This window comes from Spirosoma pulveris, from assembly GCF_054781875.1.
Genome location: NZ_BAAGTO010000005.1, coordinates 325,509 through 340,853 on the forward strand (window position 1 = coordinate 325,509; position 15,345 = coordinate 340,853).

Sequence of the window (15,345 nt, forward strand, 5' to 3'; positions counted from 1 at the left end):
TTAGCATTCAAACCAGAACGGCAAAGACTATGACAACGGACAGCACATATACCTACCAGCAAATTGCCCGCGCCATTGAGCACCTGACCACCCATTACCGGGAACAGCCGTCATTGGGCGAACTGGCTGCTAAGGTTAACCTGAGCGAGTTTCACTTTCAGCGACTTTTTACGGAGTGGGCAGGGGTAAGTCCCAAAAAATTCAGCCAGTACCTGACCCTCGAACATGCCAAATCCAGACTGCGAAACGGTGCCCCCCTGGCCGATGCTGCTTACGATGCGGGCTTGTCCGGTACCGGTCGGCTGCACGATCTATTTGTCAACATCGAAGGCATCACACCGGGGCAATTCAAACAAGCGGGTTCGGGCTTAGAACTCACTTACGGCATTTTCACCAGTCCGTTCGGGCACTATTTATTAGGGGCTATAAACGGTAAAATTGCCCTGCTGCACTTTCTGAATGAGGGGGATGTTGCCGAAACCATTCTGACTTCCGCCTGGCCCGAGGCCTCATTTCAGCATGATGCCATCGCCCTGCGACCGCTGGCCGATCAGATTTTTAGTCCCTCGGCAGTCGAACAAACTGGCACTAAACCCGGCCTGTCGGTACTGATGCGCGGCTCTGCTTTTCAGCTCAAAGTATGGGAAGCGCTGTTAAAGATACCCGAAGGTCATCTGGCGAGTTACGACCAGATCGCCAGTGCCATCGGCCAGCCCACAGCCTCCCGGGCCGTTGGTACCGCCATTGGGTCAAACCCCGTTGGGTACCTGATTCCCTGCCACCGGGTCATTAAAAAGACAGGGCTGTTTGGCGGGTATCGCTGGGGTGTTGAGCGCAAACAAGCCATGCTGGGCTGGGAAGCCGCCCGAGTGGATAGGTAGAAGCTGGTCAAAATGATTTTCCATGATGCCGTATGATTCGCCACACCAACCTGGGAGAAACTCCGTTTGCCCGACGCAGGGCACTGTTCATCTTAATTAAGCACAGCGAAGTAACGCTGGGTGGAAACCGCCCCGGCAAAATTTACGGGTATCTTAGCTGCCGGGCCGGCAAACGAATGAAGGTCGAAAGCCGGGTCTTTTTCAGCGATGAAACAGAAGCGATAGCCAACGGGTATCGACCCTGCGCCCGTTGTATGCCAGGCGAATACAAGATTTGGAAAGAGGTAAATCAATAGTAGTTGCTACTTTCATTTTTTTAGGTAAACTTGGCAGGATGAACGGATGACTATCCGTCTTATCCCACCAAAGACTTATGAAACACCTCTCCCGCTGGGCCAGCCAACACAGCCGAATAGCCATTGCATTACTTATTCTATGCGAAACAAGCAACGCAGCCAATGGACTGCTACTGGGTATGAATCTGCTGGAGAGTTGGCCCGCAGGCTATTTACTGTTGCTGATTTCAGGCCTTTTAGCGGGGGCTTTATTCGTGCAAACACAATCGGTGCGCATCACCAATAAACCTTACTGGGTCGGCAGACGGTGGCTTTTCGGAGCGTTTATCATCAACTATCTCCTGTTCATCTCGCTAGGCGGATTTTGGGCCACCAACACACAACAGCCAACGTTTAGCCAACCAGCCTGGGGCAATCGGCAAATAGCGGTTCGACCGGATACCCTCGTGCCATCGCCGAACCTGAAAGCCACTAATCCGGCCTTTTATGAAGCACCCGTTCCGGTACAGGAACAACCTGTTAAAGATCAGACCGGAAAGCGGATTGGGTTTGTCCTACTGTTCCTGCTGGGCATTCTGCTAAGTTCTTACGCGGTTGCACTGGCCTGTAGTCTGGCTTGCGCCGGTAACGGAGCGCTGGCGTTCCTGGCTGGCCTTTTGGGAGGTGGAATTTTCCTTGGCAGCTTCGTGCTGTTGAGCCGCGCTTTCGATAAGGTTATCAAGCCCTGGAAACTAATGACCCGGCGTGAACGGGGTCGGGTCTATTTACGTTCGCTGCTGCTGTTACTCGGTTTCTGGGTCGTTTCTGCCTTACTGGGCGGGCTAGCCAGATAAGCCTGTTGTACGGCCTTCTTCAGCACCCCTACGCTCCGTCCCAACTCTGCTTCCGAACTCGATGCAAAGCCCAGTCGGGTGCTGTTCAGTCGCTGCCCGGGTGGGTTATGAAACAACCCATTTGACAGATACAGCCCATTATGTTCCGCCTGTTGAGCCAGCAACTCCATATCAATAGCCGGATCGAAAGAGGCCCAGACCGCCAGTCCGCCATCAGGCTTGTTGAATTGAACAACACCCGGCAAGGCATTTGCCAGCAGGTCGCAGAAGTAATCGCGCCGGGCGTGGTAGGCCCGCAGCGTCTTGCGAAAATGGCGTTTCATATCCCCCGTTTTGAACAGCTGCCCGATGGCAAATTCGAGCATGGGGTCGCCCTGCCGGTCGATGATGCGCCGGTGCCGCGCCAGTTCATCGATCAGGGCTGCAGGCGCCACCACGTATCCCACCCGAAACGCGGGTGCCACGGATTTCGTTAGCGACCCAACATAAACGACCATACCCCGCCGGTCGGCGCTGGCGAGGGGAAGGATGGGACGACTGAGGTAGTGAAAATCATAGTCGTAGTCGTCTTCCAGGATAGCAAAACCACGCTGTTCAGCCAGTTGCAACAGTCTGATACGGCGGTCGGCGCGGAGGGTTACGGTGGTGGGGTAATGGTGGTGGGGCGTTACGAATACCATTCGGATTCGCTGCGTCTGGCAGCTTGTTTCCAGCGCATCCACATCCAACCCATACTGGTCGACGGGTATGGTCAGCACCGTAGCTCCCGCTTTTCTAAAGTTCATGGTCGCCCCCGACCAGGTTGTTTCGCCCACCGCTACGACGTCGCCCGGCCGTAAAAGAACCTGACTTGACAGATGAAGCCCCATAATACTCCCCCGGGTAATCAGCACGTTTTCCGGTCGGGTTTGCAGCCCACGGGTTTCATTCAGGTAAATCGACAGCTGCTCCCGGAGTAACGGATGTCCTTTGGTGTCGCTATACCCAAAATGCTGCTGCGGGTTACCCCACCGAAAATACGACCGATAGGCCCGACTCAGTTCCTCCATCGGAGCCAGTCGAATATCCGGAAATCCATCATCCAGGCGCAACCCGGCCTGATTGGTCAGTACCGGCCGAACCAGGAAATCCACGGGCTCAAAGGCGTAGCCCGGTTGCTCATTAACGAGCCGGCTCCCGGAGACCTCGCTGGTCATTATAGACGACTCATTGGGTGTTATCGCCAAGCTCTGCGGCTTTATATCCGGGAAATGAGCGGCCACGTAGGTTCCACTACCCAACCGACTTTCGAGCCAACCCTGCGCCAGCCCTTCCTCGTAGGCCGCCACGATGGTTTGTCGATTTAACTGCAACAGCTCAGCAAGCTGGCGGGTGCCGGGAAGCCGTTGCCCCGGAGCAAGTGTTCCCTGCCGGATCAGGTGGCCAAGCTGGTTGCTGAGCTGAACAAAAACGGGCGTTGACGACGCCTTGTCGAGTTGAATCAATGATTTGAAGGGAACCATAACCGGACTAGCTGATTTATCCAAACCGGACGATTTGCATAGACCGATAAAACAAGACATTTGGTGCATCAAAAGCAAGTGACTCAATGCAAACCAACCGCACTACTCCCAGTCGTTTAGCCAAACGTGCCCATTACGACGCCGAAACCATCCACCCAATTCTGGATGAAGCCCTCTTCTGTACAGTTAGTTATGTTATGGACGGGCAGCCAATGGCTATTCCAACCGCTTTTGCCCGAAAGGGCGATAAACTCTACATTCACGGGTCGGTGGGCAGCCATTTTATCCGGTCTATCGAACAGGGGAATCCGGTCTGTATCTCGGTGATGCTGGCCGATGGACTGGTGCTGGCAAAGTCGGCGTTTCACCACTCCGTCAATTATCGCTCGGTCGTCATATTTGCCTCGGCCGAAAAAGTAACCGATGATGGCGAACGAATGGAAGCGCTGGCCCTGATTACCGATCACCTTATACCCAACCGCTGGGATGACCTGCGTCCGACAACAGACAGCGAAATGCGGAAAACAACCGTGCTGGCTTTCTCGCTGGCCGAAGCCTCGGCCAAAGTACGAACCGGCGGCCCCGGCGACGACCCCGAAGATGAGCACTTACCTACCTGGGCAGGGGTCATTCCACTGCAAACAGTTCGGCTGACACCTATACCCAAAGAAGGCGATAAACATATCCCGTTACCGGCTTATCTGGTATGAAACTCGTTGACCTGACAGCCGCCGAACATTTATGACTACTTACTCAATACGACTCATAGTCAAAGCGCAGGACTTCAGTTACGGTGCTATTTGTCGTCGTCGTTCGGCTGGTTGGCAGGTTAGCTGCGTTGTATGTATAACTATACCGGGTGGTTGTTGCGTTGCCGTCCACGGCAGACAGTACGTTATTCTGGCTTAGATTAAGTGTATTATCAAGGCCACCGTACAACATGTAGAACGGACTTAACGCTCCGGGTGAACTGGCAAACGGAAGAAACACGCCCGGCGCAGGAATGATGAATACGCCATAAAACGGATTTAGTTTATCATCGTATGTATACGTCATGCTTGTGAGTCGGCTGTAGACCGGAGGGGCCGACGGTGACTCCCCGGAACGGAACACTTTAAAGTCCTCCGTGGCGCCCGTCAGGTTATTTCCGGTGAAGGTAAACGAGCCACCTCCGCTGGACCGAAGCCCTCCAACACCGATTCCCCGGCTGTATCCTGATACCTGATTAGCGGAGTTGTATTGAGGAGTTATGGTGAAGGTAGACGGCGAGTTGGCCATTTGCGTCAACTGACCCGCGGCATTATACGTCAGGGTATACGTCTCTGAGTTCGATCCACGCCGAACCACCGCGTGCTGCACCTGTACCAGGCGATTTTGAGTATCGTACTGATAAAGCGTTTTTTCAACGGGTGCGACCAGGCTGTCAGGCAGCTGATAAGCCATAATGGAACTCAATCGGCCCTGTCCGTCATAAGAAAAGGCGCTAACGGAACTTACACTGGCACTGCTGGTTATTTGCCGGGTAATGGTCTTCATGCGTAACCGATCCGTATCGGGTGTTACTACTGTTGAGTTATCCTTGCAACCAACCAACTCAACGACCAGCAGCAGACTAATAAATCCTGTGTATAGACGAGAGGGGATCATAGGCATTATGATTAAATTCGATTGCCGAGGCAAGCATGAACGTATTGACAAAATTATATTTTTTTATAAAAAAAGAATACTAATGCATACTGAATTTATAAAACGGTAGTATCACCGTGTTACCGCCATATTCTTTTCCGGTGGTTGACAAAGTCCGTTCCTCTCCAGACTAACGTATCAGCAACGATTATCAAAACTGAACCCGACACATAGGCGTCGGGTTCAGTTTTGATAATCATGAAATTAGCTTTCCCGGCTATAAAATCCGGGGCTACTTTTTCTCGTGGTACACCAGCACGGGCACATCGGATTTCTTAATCAGCGCCGTTGTGTGGTTCGGGTGAAACAGATTATCCAGGAAACCGGCCTTAGGCGATAGCTGCATTACGATCAAGTCGGCGTGCGTGTGTTCTAGCTTGTCTTCCGTCAGCACTTCCAGCTTCGCGTGGAACGCATCGACCAGCGAATCGGTCTGGGCCGCCACGATAGACTGCGTTGTTTGAGCCTGCATCGCATAAGCGATGGTATGCACCTGTGCCGGGCGAATGGACTGACCCTCAGGCGTGGTGGGCACGATCAGCACCGGACAAACGGCCTCATCGGCAACATCCGTCACGGCACTACCCGCCAGGCGGTCGAAGAAGGTGCTCAGGTCGCTGCGCCCCATGATAATCAAATCGGCAGAGTGCTCGCGGGCCACGTCGAGTATGCCATCGTCGACTGCACCAATACGCCATTCAACCGTTACGGATAAACCCTCGGCCTGAAGCTGGGTTGCCAGTTCTTCAAGCCGCTTCCGGCTGATGTCCTCAATTTCCATGGATGCCATGACGCCCAAACCCGGATCGCCAACAGTAGGCAGCGTAGTATCGGGCAACATGGGCTGGTACATATGCAGCAGCGTGACGGTAGCCCCCGTTTTGCGGGCAAACAGGCGAACCCAGTCCAGGGCAGCTGATGTATGATTCGAAAAATCGGTAGGAAAAAGCAGGTTTGTCATTTGTGCGTGAATCAGTTTTGTTAGAATCAACAAATGAAAGGCGTAACGTTCCCAATATTTTCCGAATTTTATCAGCTTACTGTCTACCCGATATTGGTGGTGGTGTAATGATTCCGCTCGATTCGATACCACTGTTCATGGTTTGAACAGCCAGTAACTGTTTCATTGTTTTCTCCATTCCATCGGTTGAGCCATCCAGAAAAATAACGTTGCCCCGTCCATTTTCGGCGAAGTGCTTGATGGCCTCCGTCCAGATGGAGAACAGAATCAGCGAAGCATCCAGCTTGGCTTCGGTCATTACTTTCGCCGATTCAGCCATCCCTTTGGCCACTTCCTCCCGGAACAAAGCCACCCCCTGCCCGCGCAACTGCGAGGCTTTTTTCTCGGCCTCAGCCGAAATCTGAATGGCATTTCCTTCGGCTTCAGCTGCTTTGGTTTTAGTGATCAGTAAGGCTTGGCCTTCATTTTCGGCAGCGGCTTTCAGGTTTGACGACGCCACTACCTGCGCCATCGACCGCATAATGACCTCATCGAAGGCAATGTCGTTGAGCTGTAAATCGGTGAGGTGATACCCCCAGCTTTCGAGCAGTGTATCGAGTTGTGATTTGACGTGTTCGATGATTTCTGACCGCAGGGCCAGAATTTCGGACTGTCGTTTGGTGGCCACAAAACTCCGGATAGAGCCTTCGATGGTTCGAATCAGGGCCTGCATAAAGGAGGCTTCGTCGATGAACTTGAAGGCCACATTTTTAACGGTTTCTTCTTCCTGATTCAGTACCGAATACACCAGCATGGCTTTGAAATTGACATTGGCCTGATCGGCGGTGATGGCCTGGAACGCCAGCTCGACGGAGCGGTTCTGAATTGAGATACGGCGGTAGATGACTTCAATAAACGGAATCTTAAAGTTAAGCCCCGGCCGGAGAACACGGGCATACTTGCCAAATACAGTGATGACGGCAACAGTCCCCTGTTGCACTATGACAACAGAAAGGTAAATAACGACCAGTGCCAGAATAAAAACGATCAGTAAAAGATTCATGAGGTCAATTGGTTAGAAACAAAAAACGGATTCCGTGTAAAGTACGGAATCCGTTTATGAAGTCGGCAATAATTTGTTAAAGTGGTAAGGTGGTGGGGTTTTGTAGTGGTTGGCTCGTGGAGTAAGTGAAATGGTAAAGTAAGGTCATTTTACCTACTCCATAAATCAACCAGTACAAAACCCCACTAATGACCGGCCACCAGTTCGTAGCTGGATACGTCTTCGGTTTCTTCGACGCCTTTTTCTTTCTGCCGGAAATAAACAACCATCGCCAGGATAAACCCGGCAAATGCCAGCGCAGCGCCCACCCACTCGGGCGAAGCATAGCCCAGACCAGCAGCAATGGGCAAGCCACCCAGGTAAGCACCCAGTGCGTTGCCCATGTTAAACCCGGCCTGACTAACCGACGAAGCCAGCATTTCTGAACCATTGGCGGCCCGAATCATCAGGATCTGGATGGGCGCACCCAACGAAAACGCAATGGCTCCGGTAATGAAGGTCATGATCAGCAACGGTATTTGATACTGAGCCACGAAATACACGCCGATCAGGCTACAGGTCATCAGCAGCAAAAACAAGGCCGTTGCTTTGCTGGGTGAGATCAAATCGGCGGTGCGGCCGGAAATCAGGTTGCCGGTTGCCATGCCCAGACCCGCCAGAATGAGTATCCAGGTGATCTGGCTGCTGCCAAAATGAGCAACTTCGGTCAGCAGGGGGGCGATGTAGCTGAACCACGCAAACAAACCGCCCGTGCCGATGGCCGTAATGCCCAGAATCAGCCAGGGCTCCACTCTTGTGAACAGTTTCAGGTCTTTGCGCAGACTGGACTCCCCTACTACGGGCATCACCGGCAGCAATTTCTGAATGCAGAACATGGTCGCCAGACCCACGGCAGCGATAATAATAAACGTTATGCGCCAGCTCATGGTGTGGCCAATATAGGTACCCAACGGTACGCCGATGATGTTGGCCACGGTAAGCCCGGCAAACATCATTGAAATAGCCTGTGCCTCTTTTCCTTTACCCGCCAACCGGCTGGCTACTACGGCCCCAACGCCAAAGAACGCACCATGCGGCAAACCCGACAACAGACGGGTAATCATCATGATTTCATAGTTTGGCGCAAAGGATGACAGGGCATTACAAAACGTAAACAGAGCCATCAGGCCCAGCAGGATCTTCTTAGGGGGGTAATTCCCGGCAATGCCCACCAGCAGCGGGGCACCCAGCACAACACCCAATGCATAGGACGAAATCAGGTGACCGGCAACGGGAATGGAAATTTGGAGGGAACTGGCCACATCGGGCAGAATACCCATGATGACGAACTCGGTCATACCTATACCGAAGCCCCCAATGGCAAGTGGTAACAGACTTTTCTTCATTTGCAGCGTACTATTTACTGACAGCCTGTGAGTTCTTTCAACAGAGAAAGCTCACCGTAAGGCACTCGCTAGAGTACCTTACTTTATCACGCAAATAAAAAAAGTGCAAAAATGTTCCCTATTCTACAAATGTTCTAATTTATTAGCCAGTCGGTACAATTACCGTCTGCATCAAAGGCACAGAGATAGACTCACTGGCCCGGTACCCTGTTTAAACGTTTAAATTATCTTAACTAAAAACGAGGATTCACACGTTTGCTCAGAAGCACTTCACTCACAATGACCAACTAAAAATAATAGCGGGCAACATTCTCATTGAATGTTGCCCGCTATTACCTTAGAAATATTCAATTTATCAAACACCTAACGCAGACGCTTACCCGGCATATTCTGCCCATTCTGGTGAAGTGTCAGCTGCTCTACTTCGCCTTTATCATTGCTGGAGAAGGTAACTTGTGCATCAACGACTTTCAGGTAAAATTTAGTTTTCGATTCAGGAAAGAGTTCAAAACGGTTTTGTCCGGTAGCCTGACCGTAAAGCTTGTCGCCTTCACGCGTGATAACAATGGAGAAACTAGGTGCTAACTGGTAATTGCCGACGTAAGATTCCAGGGTAGCTTTATCAACCACAACGCCTTCCTGCTTAGGCACTTCAACAGACTCGCCCAACTCTTTCAACATCAAAAATCCATTGGTGTTGCGCGGGTTGAGGGCCACCGACCGCTTATAATCCTGGATGGCGGCTGCTTTATTAGCCATTTTCATGTAGAGTTCTCCGCGACTGTCATAAACATTATACGATTCCGGAAACGCATCGGCGTTCAGGTCGAACACCCTCAGGGCTTCCTTCTCCTTGCCTTCCCGCATCAATTCATAACCCAGCGCGTTGATCTCGTTTTCGCTCACGGCATAGGCTTTATCGGCCTTCCAGGCACTAAACTTTTGTTTCGTTTTATCCAGCGGATCACTTAGTACAGATTGGCGGAGCAGGTCAGTAATGGGCTTTTTGGGTGCTTCCACCGGCTGGTCGTACAGGATACGCAGGATGTTTTTGCGAATATCGCCGAGCGGTGCCCCGCCCGTATTGTTCAGCAAAACGACCAATTGTTTGTCTTTGGGCAATCGACTGATGATGGTGTTGAAGCCGTTGATGCCTCCGGAGTGCTCAATCAGCAGCAGGCTATCTTTTACCTGCCCAATTTTCACTTTACCAACACCCCAGCCGTAGGCATACCCATCTAAAAACGGGGTATACAGGCTCGCTTTTCCGCTCGCCGACAGGAGTTTGTCCGTATACAGAATCTGGTCCCAACGGTATAAATCCTCGACAGTCGAATACATCGACCCGGCCGCATACGGAATCGACATGTCGAGATAAGGCGAGTTTACATAGGTGTTGCCTTTCTTTTCATAGCCCGTTGCCCGTTTGGGTATAATCGGGCCAAACAAATCGTAGCCGGTATTCGCCATCTGCGCCGGAACAAGGATGCTTTCGTTCAGCACTTCGGCATATGGCTTCCCGGTTACCTTTTCGATGATAACACCGAGGAGGAAATAGCCCGAATTGCTGTAGGAGAATTTGGTGCCCGGTTCGAAATCGAGTGGTTTATCGGCAAACTGCTTTGTGAAGCCTTCCGGCGTAACCGGCTCCCGACTCAGGGTTTCGAAAAACTTCGGAAAACTTGTGTAGTTCGGTATGCCCGAGGTATGCGTGAGCAGATGATGAATCGTGATCTTGTCGCCGGTAGCTTTGGGGTAATCGGGCAGGTAATCCGTGATTTTACCGGTTGGCTTCAGCTTCCCTTTCTCGACCAACTGCATGATGAGCATGGCCGTAAACTGCTTGGTGATGGAGCCCAACCGGAATTTGGTGTCGGGCGCGTTCGGGATGTTCCATTCCATGTTGGCCATACCATAGCCTTTCTTGAAAATAACCTGTCCTTTATCGGCCACCAGTACGGCACCATTGAACTGTCGGTTGGCGACATACTGCTGAACAAGGGCATCAATTTTAGCAGACTTGGTTTGGGCAAAAGCAGCCCCTGCCATGAGCAGCAAAACGACCGCCGACAGGCTGATCCGGTGAAGTACACTTACATTTTTCATAAGAGGAGATGGGAAAGTTGATCGTTCATCAAGATTACTATTTTCTGTTCCTCAGCTTCATGAAAAATGAGTTGTCGGTTGATAGCCCGGATAAATGGCAATAAAAACCCCATCCTGACTAATTTTCAGGATGGGGTTACTAGATGATTAGCGGGCAAATGCTCGCCTGTATGTAAAGGCACGGACGAATGCCCCCGCCAGCCAGCGCGCACCAAAATCCTTAGTGCGCCAGCAGCCAGTTCGCACCCGTACCGATACCGGTTTCCATCTTCACGCCCATCGGGATGGCGTTTTTCATGATCTCATCGACACGCACACGGAGCAGGTCGATTTCGTCGCGGTGGGCGTCGAAGACGAGTTCGTCGTGTACGGTCAGGATCATTTTAGACTTCAACCGCTCGGCCTGCATGAACTCGTGAATCTGGATCATAGCAATCTTGAGCATGTCGGCGGCACTACCCTGAATGGGGGCGTTTACGGCGTTGCGCTCGGCAAACATCCGGTCGGTCTGGTTGCGGGAATTGATGTCGCGCAGGTATCGGCGACGACCCAGAATGGTTTCGGCATAGCCAAATCCTCTGGCCTTTTCGATGCACTGATCGATGTAATCTTTCACCGCCGGGAAACCCGCGAAATACTCTTCGATGATCTGTCCTGCTTCCTTGCGTGGAATCTTAAGCCGCTGCGCCAGGCCGAATGATGAGATACCATAAATGATACCGAAGTTGATGGTTTTAGCCTTCCGGCGCATGTCGCTGGTCACTTCGTCGAGTCCCACGTGGAATACTTTGCTGGCCGTTTGGGTGTGAATGTCGACGCCGTTATTGAAGGCTTCGAGCATCGTCTGATCACCACTGAAAGCCGCCATGATCCGCAGTTCGATTTGCGAATAGTCGGCCGACATGATCACGAATTCCGGCCCGCGCGGCACAAACGCTTTACGAATCTCCTGTCCGCGTGGGGTCCGAATCGGGATGTTTTGCAGGTTCGGGTTTGTGGACGACAATCGTCCGGTGGCCGCTACCGCCTGATTGAACGACGTATGAATCCGTCCGGTGCGCTTGCTGATCAGCAGCGGCAGCGCATCGACATAGGTGTTCTTGAGTTTGATCAACTCGCGGTAATCAAGAATTTTACGGGCTATTTCGTGCTCGGCTTCGAGCTTTGACAGGATTTCCTCGCCCGTGGCGTACTGCCCGGTTTTGGTCTTTTTAGCGTTCTTATCAAGCTTGAGTTTATCGAACAGCACTTCACCCAACTGCTTCGGCGAGCCAATGTTGAACGACTCACCGGCAATTTCGAAAATCTCCTGCTGCACCTGCCGCATATCGACCTCCAGCGTGGCTGAGAGTTCAGCCAGTGCGTTGGTATCTATTTTAATGCCTTCCAACTCCAGATCCGTGAGCACCTGAACAAGCGGCATTTCGACCTGATCGAAGAGTTTATGCAGGTTATCTTTTTCGAGCCGGGGGGCAAAAGCGTGTTTCAGTTGCAGGGTAATGTCGGCATCCTCGCCCGCATAGTCCACCACTTTCTGAATATCCACATCGCGCATGGTCAACTGGCCCTTTCCTTTCTTGCCAATCAACGCTTCAATCTCGACGGGGCTGTAATTCAGATAGGTCATAGCCATCATGTCCATGTTGTGGCGCATTTCGGGCTCAATCAGGTAATGGGCAATCATGGTATCGAACAGCTTTCCCTGTACTTCCACGCCGTACTTTTTCAGCATCAGCAGGTCGTACTTCAGGTTCTGTCCGATCTTCTCAATGGCCGGATTCTCGAAAACAGGTTTGAACTGATCGACAATCGCCTGCGCTTCGGCCCGGTCGGCGGGAACGGGCACGTAGAAGGCTTCGCCCGCACGATACGCGAAGGACAACCCAACCAAATCGGCCTCAACGGGGTCGATGGCGGTCGTTTCAGAGTCGAAGCACAAACTCTCCTGCTGACTTAAGTAATGCACCAGACTGGCTCGCAGTTCGGGCGTATCGACCAGCCGATAATCGTGCTTGACCGACAGAATGGTCTTGCGTCGTTCGGGCTGATTTTCATCGATTTCGTAATCAGGATAAACGTCCAGGTAAGCAGGCGTTCCGTTTGTTTCGCTCACCTCTGTACCCGGCTTATCATCTGTGGTAACCGTATCGGTCACGCCCGTCGGGGTCGCTTCTGAGCCCGACGCCACCGGCACTTTAACGGCGGTGCGCTTACCTTTGGGCTTCTCGGCAGGTGCCGCTGCGGGTGTCGACTCGGCGCCAAAATCGAATGGCAGGTCATTCGCCCCCGAGGGATTGGACGCTCCCATATTCGGAAAGGGCAAAAAAGCCGGAGCATCTCCGCCGGGCGAGTCGAACAGGTTCATCTGACCTGCCCCACCTGTCTGAAACGCAGTTGGCAACGGTTTTTCGTCGTAATTGCCCCCCAGCAACCGGGTCTTCATCTGGCGGAACTCGAGTTCGTCCAGCAAGGCGGCTAACCGGGGCTTATCGTATTCGGTGTGGCGCAGGTGCTCTTCATCAAACGGCACTGGCACATCCAGATGAATGGTGGCCAGTTCTTTTGACATCAGGCCCTGCTGGGCAAAATTGACAACGTTTTCCTTGAGTTTCCCTTTCAGTTCATCGGCACGGGCAATGAGGTTTTCAACCGACCCGAAGTCGGCGATGAGTTTCTGCGCCGTTTTCTCGCCGATACCCGGAATACCCGGAATGTTATCGACCGAATCGCCCATCAAACCAAGCATATCCGTTACCTGCTCGATCCGCTCAATCTGCCAGCGTTCGAGCACTTCCGTTACGCCCAGCTTTTCAGCGGGTTTACCCATAAACGCGGGCTTGTAAATATGAATGTGTTCTTCCACCAACTGCCCGTAATCTTTATCGGGCGTCATCATGTACACTTCAAAATCGGCCAGAGCCGCTTTTTTGGCGATGGTCCCAATGATGTCGTCGGCCTCGTAGCCATCTAAAATCAGCATGGGAATGTGCATGGCCTCCACAATCTGCTTGATATAGGGCATAGCTACGCTGATATCTTCGGGCTGCGACTGCCGGTTGGCCTTATACATCGGAAATGACTCATGCCGGAATGTCTTTTTCGCAGAGTCGAAGGCTACGCCAATGTGGGTGGGTTTTTCTTTCGTCAACACCTCAATCATGGCGTTCATGAACCCGAACACGGCCGATGTATTGATACCCCTCGATGAGATACGGGGCGATTTACTAAAGGCAAAATGAGCGCGGTAAATAAGCGCCAGCGCGTCTAATAAAAACAGTTTTTTTGTTGGTTTGGCCATTCGATACTAGTAGCTGTCAATAGTCCAAAGGTCGACAGTATTGCGGACAATCACGCGCATCGACCCTGACAAATTATGAAGAAGTATGCATAAAGCTTTACGTAAACAGAACAGTTCACCAAGGGTTTTGATTCCTGTTGAACCGATAGCTTACCAGGCGGTTTTTATTAAAAAAGGTGCGCTGGTGGCAAAGAGACAGTCATTGTCTCCTTCGCCACCAGCGCACCTCTTGCCGTTGGTGTTATTAATGGATTACCTTATTGAGGCAGTAACACACGGTCGATGATGTGCACGACACCATTCGTAGCCGTAATGTCCGGGCCAGTAACATTCGAAGCAACACCCGCATTTCCTTTACCCGAAACGGTAACACCCGTTGTGCTGACACCTGCCGTGATCGTTCCTCCCTGGAGCGTAGACAGGCTGGCACCGTTCGTAATGAGCGGGCTGTACGTACGGCTGTTCAGTACGTGATACGTAAGGATGCCGGTTAAGGCCGTTGACGATGTATTGGCAATAACGGCAGAGTCGATACCCACCGCTTTAAACGCTGCATCGGTCGGTGCAAATACAGTTAGCGGGCCTGGCCCCGTCAGTGCTCCCCCAATACCTGCTTTCGTCACGGCCGCCGTCAGGAGCTTGAACGAAGCGGTTGGCAGAAGCGTTGGAATGCCCTGAATCGTAGCGGCTACATTGCCAAATACAGGTGGCAACAGCACCCGGTCAATCGCGTGAACAACGCCATTACTAGCCTGTCCGTCGGCCTGTAGTACGCGGGCCCCGTTGATTGATACGGCCGTTGCGGTACCGGTGCCCGATGCAACTTTCGATATGTACACGGGCAAACCCGACAGCGTTGGCTGGGCAGTATTAATAGCCGTCGGTATATCCGCTGCGGCAACCCGAGCGCCGAGAACGTGGTACTGCAATACCGTTTTCAGTAACTCGACGGGAGCTGCGTTAATCGCGGCAGCATCCACATAGCCAAATGCCTTGAATGCATCGTCCGTAGGGGCGAATACCGTGTAAGTGCCCGGCTGAGCCATCACTCCGTCCAGCCCAGCCCGAACCAGGGCCGCTTTCAACAAGGTAAACCGACTGCCTGTATTGACAATCTCGCCAATGGTTGGGAAAGTGGGCGTGTTATTATCTACTTCATTACATGCTGAAAAAGAAACTGTCAACCAGACCAGCAAGGCTACAAGCAACGATGATTTCCGTCCTGCGAACGGATTATGATTAGCTAACATGAGTGATTAAAGATGGGGATTTGAGTGGAACGGGTTGTCCGCTGTGCAAACAACAACAATATGATGCTAATGTTCATCAATATTTACTGATCGTTCCTTTCGCTT

Annotated in this window: 12 protein-coding genes; 4 read left to right on the top strand and 8 right to left on the bottom strand. The window is 52.1% G+C overall.

All coding sequences use genetic code 11. The annotated features are described in order from the left end of the window. Positions 1-29: 29 nt before the first annotated feature. From ACYVJM_RS19210 to ACYVJM_RS19220, 3 genes are all read left to right on the top strand, one after another. Positions 30-881, top strand: a complete 852-nt coding sequence (locus ACYVJM_RS19210; protein WP_461149842.1) for a methylated-DNA--[protein]-cysteine S-methyltransferase — start codon at positions 30-32, stop codon at positions 879-881. A 32-nt stretch (positions 882-913) separates the two neighbouring features. After that, the gene (locus ACYVJM_RS19215; RefSeq protein WP_461149843.1) at positions 914-1,177 is read left to right on the top strand and encodes an Ada metal-binding domain-containing protein; all 264 of its coding nucleotides are present in this window, start codon (positions 914-916) and stop codon (positions 1,175-1,177) included. A 77-nt stretch (positions 1,178-1,254) separates the two neighbouring features. Continuing rightward, positions 1,255-2,010, top strand: coding sequence for a hypothetical protein (locus ACYVJM_RS19220; protein WP_461149844.1), 756 nt, complete (start codon positions 1,255-1,257; stop codon positions 2,008-2,010). Here the strand turns inward: ACYVJM_RS19220 and ACYVJM_RS19225 are convergent. Further along, a complete protein-coding gene (locus ACYVJM_RS19225; protein ID WP_461149845.1) occupies positions 1,938-3,512 on the bottom strand; it encodes an aminotransferase-like domain-containing protein in 1,575 nt (524 codons plus the stop codon). The two genes, ACYVJM_RS19220 and ACYVJM_RS19225, sit on opposite strands and share 73 nt — an antisense overlap. 86 nt (positions 3,513-3,598) lie before the next feature. Between ACYVJM_RS19225 and ACYVJM_RS19230 the strand changes: the two genes are divergently transcribed. Then, positions 3,599-4,222, top strand: coding sequence for a pyridoxamine 5'-phosphate oxidase family protein (locus ACYVJM_RS19230; protein ID WP_461149846.1), 624 nt, complete (start codon positions 3,599-3,601; stop codon positions 4,220-4,222). A 43-nt stretch (positions 4,223-4,265) separates the two neighbouring features. Here the strand turns inward: ACYVJM_RS19230 and ACYVJM_RS19235 are convergent, their stop codons facing one another. From ACYVJM_RS19235 to ACYVJM_RS19265, 7 genes are all read right to left on the bottom strand, one after another. Continuing rightward, positions 4,266-5,159 carry a hypothetical protein gene (locus ACYVJM_RS19235; protein ID WP_461149847.1) on the bottom strand — a complete coding sequence of 298 codons (894 nt, stop codon included), beginning with the start codon at positions 5,157-5,159 and terminating at the stop codon, positions 4,266-4,268. Between the two features lie 271 nt (positions 5,160-5,430). Then, on the bottom strand, positions 5,431-6,159 hold the full coding sequence (locus tag ACYVJM_RS19240) for a universal stress protein (RefSeq protein ID WP_461149848.1): 729 nt from the start codon (positions 6,157-6,159) through the stop codon (positions 5,431-5,433). Positions 6,160-6,235: 76 nt separating this feature from the next. Further along, a complete protein-coding gene (locus ACYVJM_RS19245; protein ID WP_461149849.1) occupies positions 6,236-7,201 on the bottom strand; it encodes an SPFH domain-containing protein in 966 nt (321 codons plus the stop codon). Positions 7,202-7,386: 185 nt separating this feature from the next. Next, entirely contained in the window at positions 7,387-8,586 is a 1,200-nt protein-coding gene (locus tag ACYVJM_RS19250; protein ID WP_461149850.1) for an MFS transporter, read from the bottom strand. Positions 8,587-8,949: 363 nt separating this feature from the next. Next, positions 8,950-10,692: a serine hydrolase gene (locus ACYVJM_RS19255; RefSeq protein WP_461149851.1), complete on the bottom strand. Its 1,743-nt coding sequence runs from the start codon at positions 10,690-10,692 to the stop codon at positions 8,950-8,952. Between the two features lie 220 nt (positions 10,693-10,912). Then, positions 10,913-13,990, bottom strand: a complete 3,078-nt coding sequence (polA, locus tag ACYVJM_RS19260; protein WP_461149852.1) for a DNA polymerase I — start codon at positions 13,988-13,990, stop codon at positions 10,913-10,915. 257 nt (positions 13,991-14,247) lie between these two features. Further along, complete coding sequence (locus ACYVJM_RS19265) at positions 14,248-15,240, bottom strand: fasciclin domain-containing protein (RefSeq protein ID WP_461149853.1); 993 nt, start codon at positions 15,238-15,240, stop codon at positions 14,248-14,250. Positions 15,241-15,345: the final 105 nt, after the last annotated feature.

Bases quoted from the DNA above. Each gene is read 5' to 3' on its own strand.
- ACYVJM_RS19255 (WP_461149851.1), bottom strand. From the start codon at position 10,692: ATGAAAAATGTAAGTGTACTTCACCGGATCAGCCTGTCGGCGGTCGTT.
- ACYVJM_RS19210 (WP_461149842.1), top strand. From the start codon at position 30: ATGACAACGGACAGCACATATACCTACCAGCAAATTGCCCGCGCCATT.
- ACYVJM_RS19220 (WP_461149844.1), top strand. From the start codon at position 1,255: ATGAAACACCTCTCCCGCTGGGCCAGCCAACACAGCCGAATAGCCATT.
- ACYVJM_RS19240 (WP_461149848.1), bottom strand. From the start codon at position 6,159: ATGACAAACCTGCTTTTTCCTACCGATTTTTCGAATCATACATCAGCT.
- ACYVJM_RS19215 (WP_461149843.1), top strand. From the start codon at position 914: ATGATTCGCCACACCAACCTGGGAGAAACTCCGTTTGCCCGACGCAGG.
- ACYVJM_RS19265 (WP_461149853.1), bottom strand. From the start codon at position 15,240: ATGTTAGCTAATCATAATCCGTTCGCAGGACGGAAATCATCGTTGCTT.
- ACYVJM_RS19245 (WP_461149849.1), bottom strand. From the start codon at position 7,201: ATGAATCTTTTACTGATCGTTTTTATTCTGGCACTGGTCGTTATTTAC.
- ACYVJM_RS19250 (WP_461149850.1), bottom strand. From the start codon at position 8,586: ATGAAGAAAAGTCTGTTACCACTTGCCATTGGGGGCTTCGGTATAGGT.
- ACYVJM_RS19235 (WP_461149847.1), bottom strand. From the start codon at position 5,159: ATGATCCCCTCTCGTCTATACACAGGATTTATTAGTCTGCTGCTGGTC.
- ACYVJM_RS19225 (WP_461149845.1), bottom strand. From the start codon at position 3,512: ATGGTTCCCTTCAAATCATTGATTCAACTCGACAAGGCGTCGTCAACG.
- ACYVJM_RS19230 (WP_461149846.1), top strand. From the start codon at position 3,599: ATGCAAACCAACCGCACTACTCCCAGTCGTTTAGCCAAACGTGCCCAT.
- polA (WP_461149852.1), bottom strand. From the start codon at position 13,990: ATGGCCAAACCAACAAAAAAACTGTTTTTATTAGACGCGCTGGCGCTT.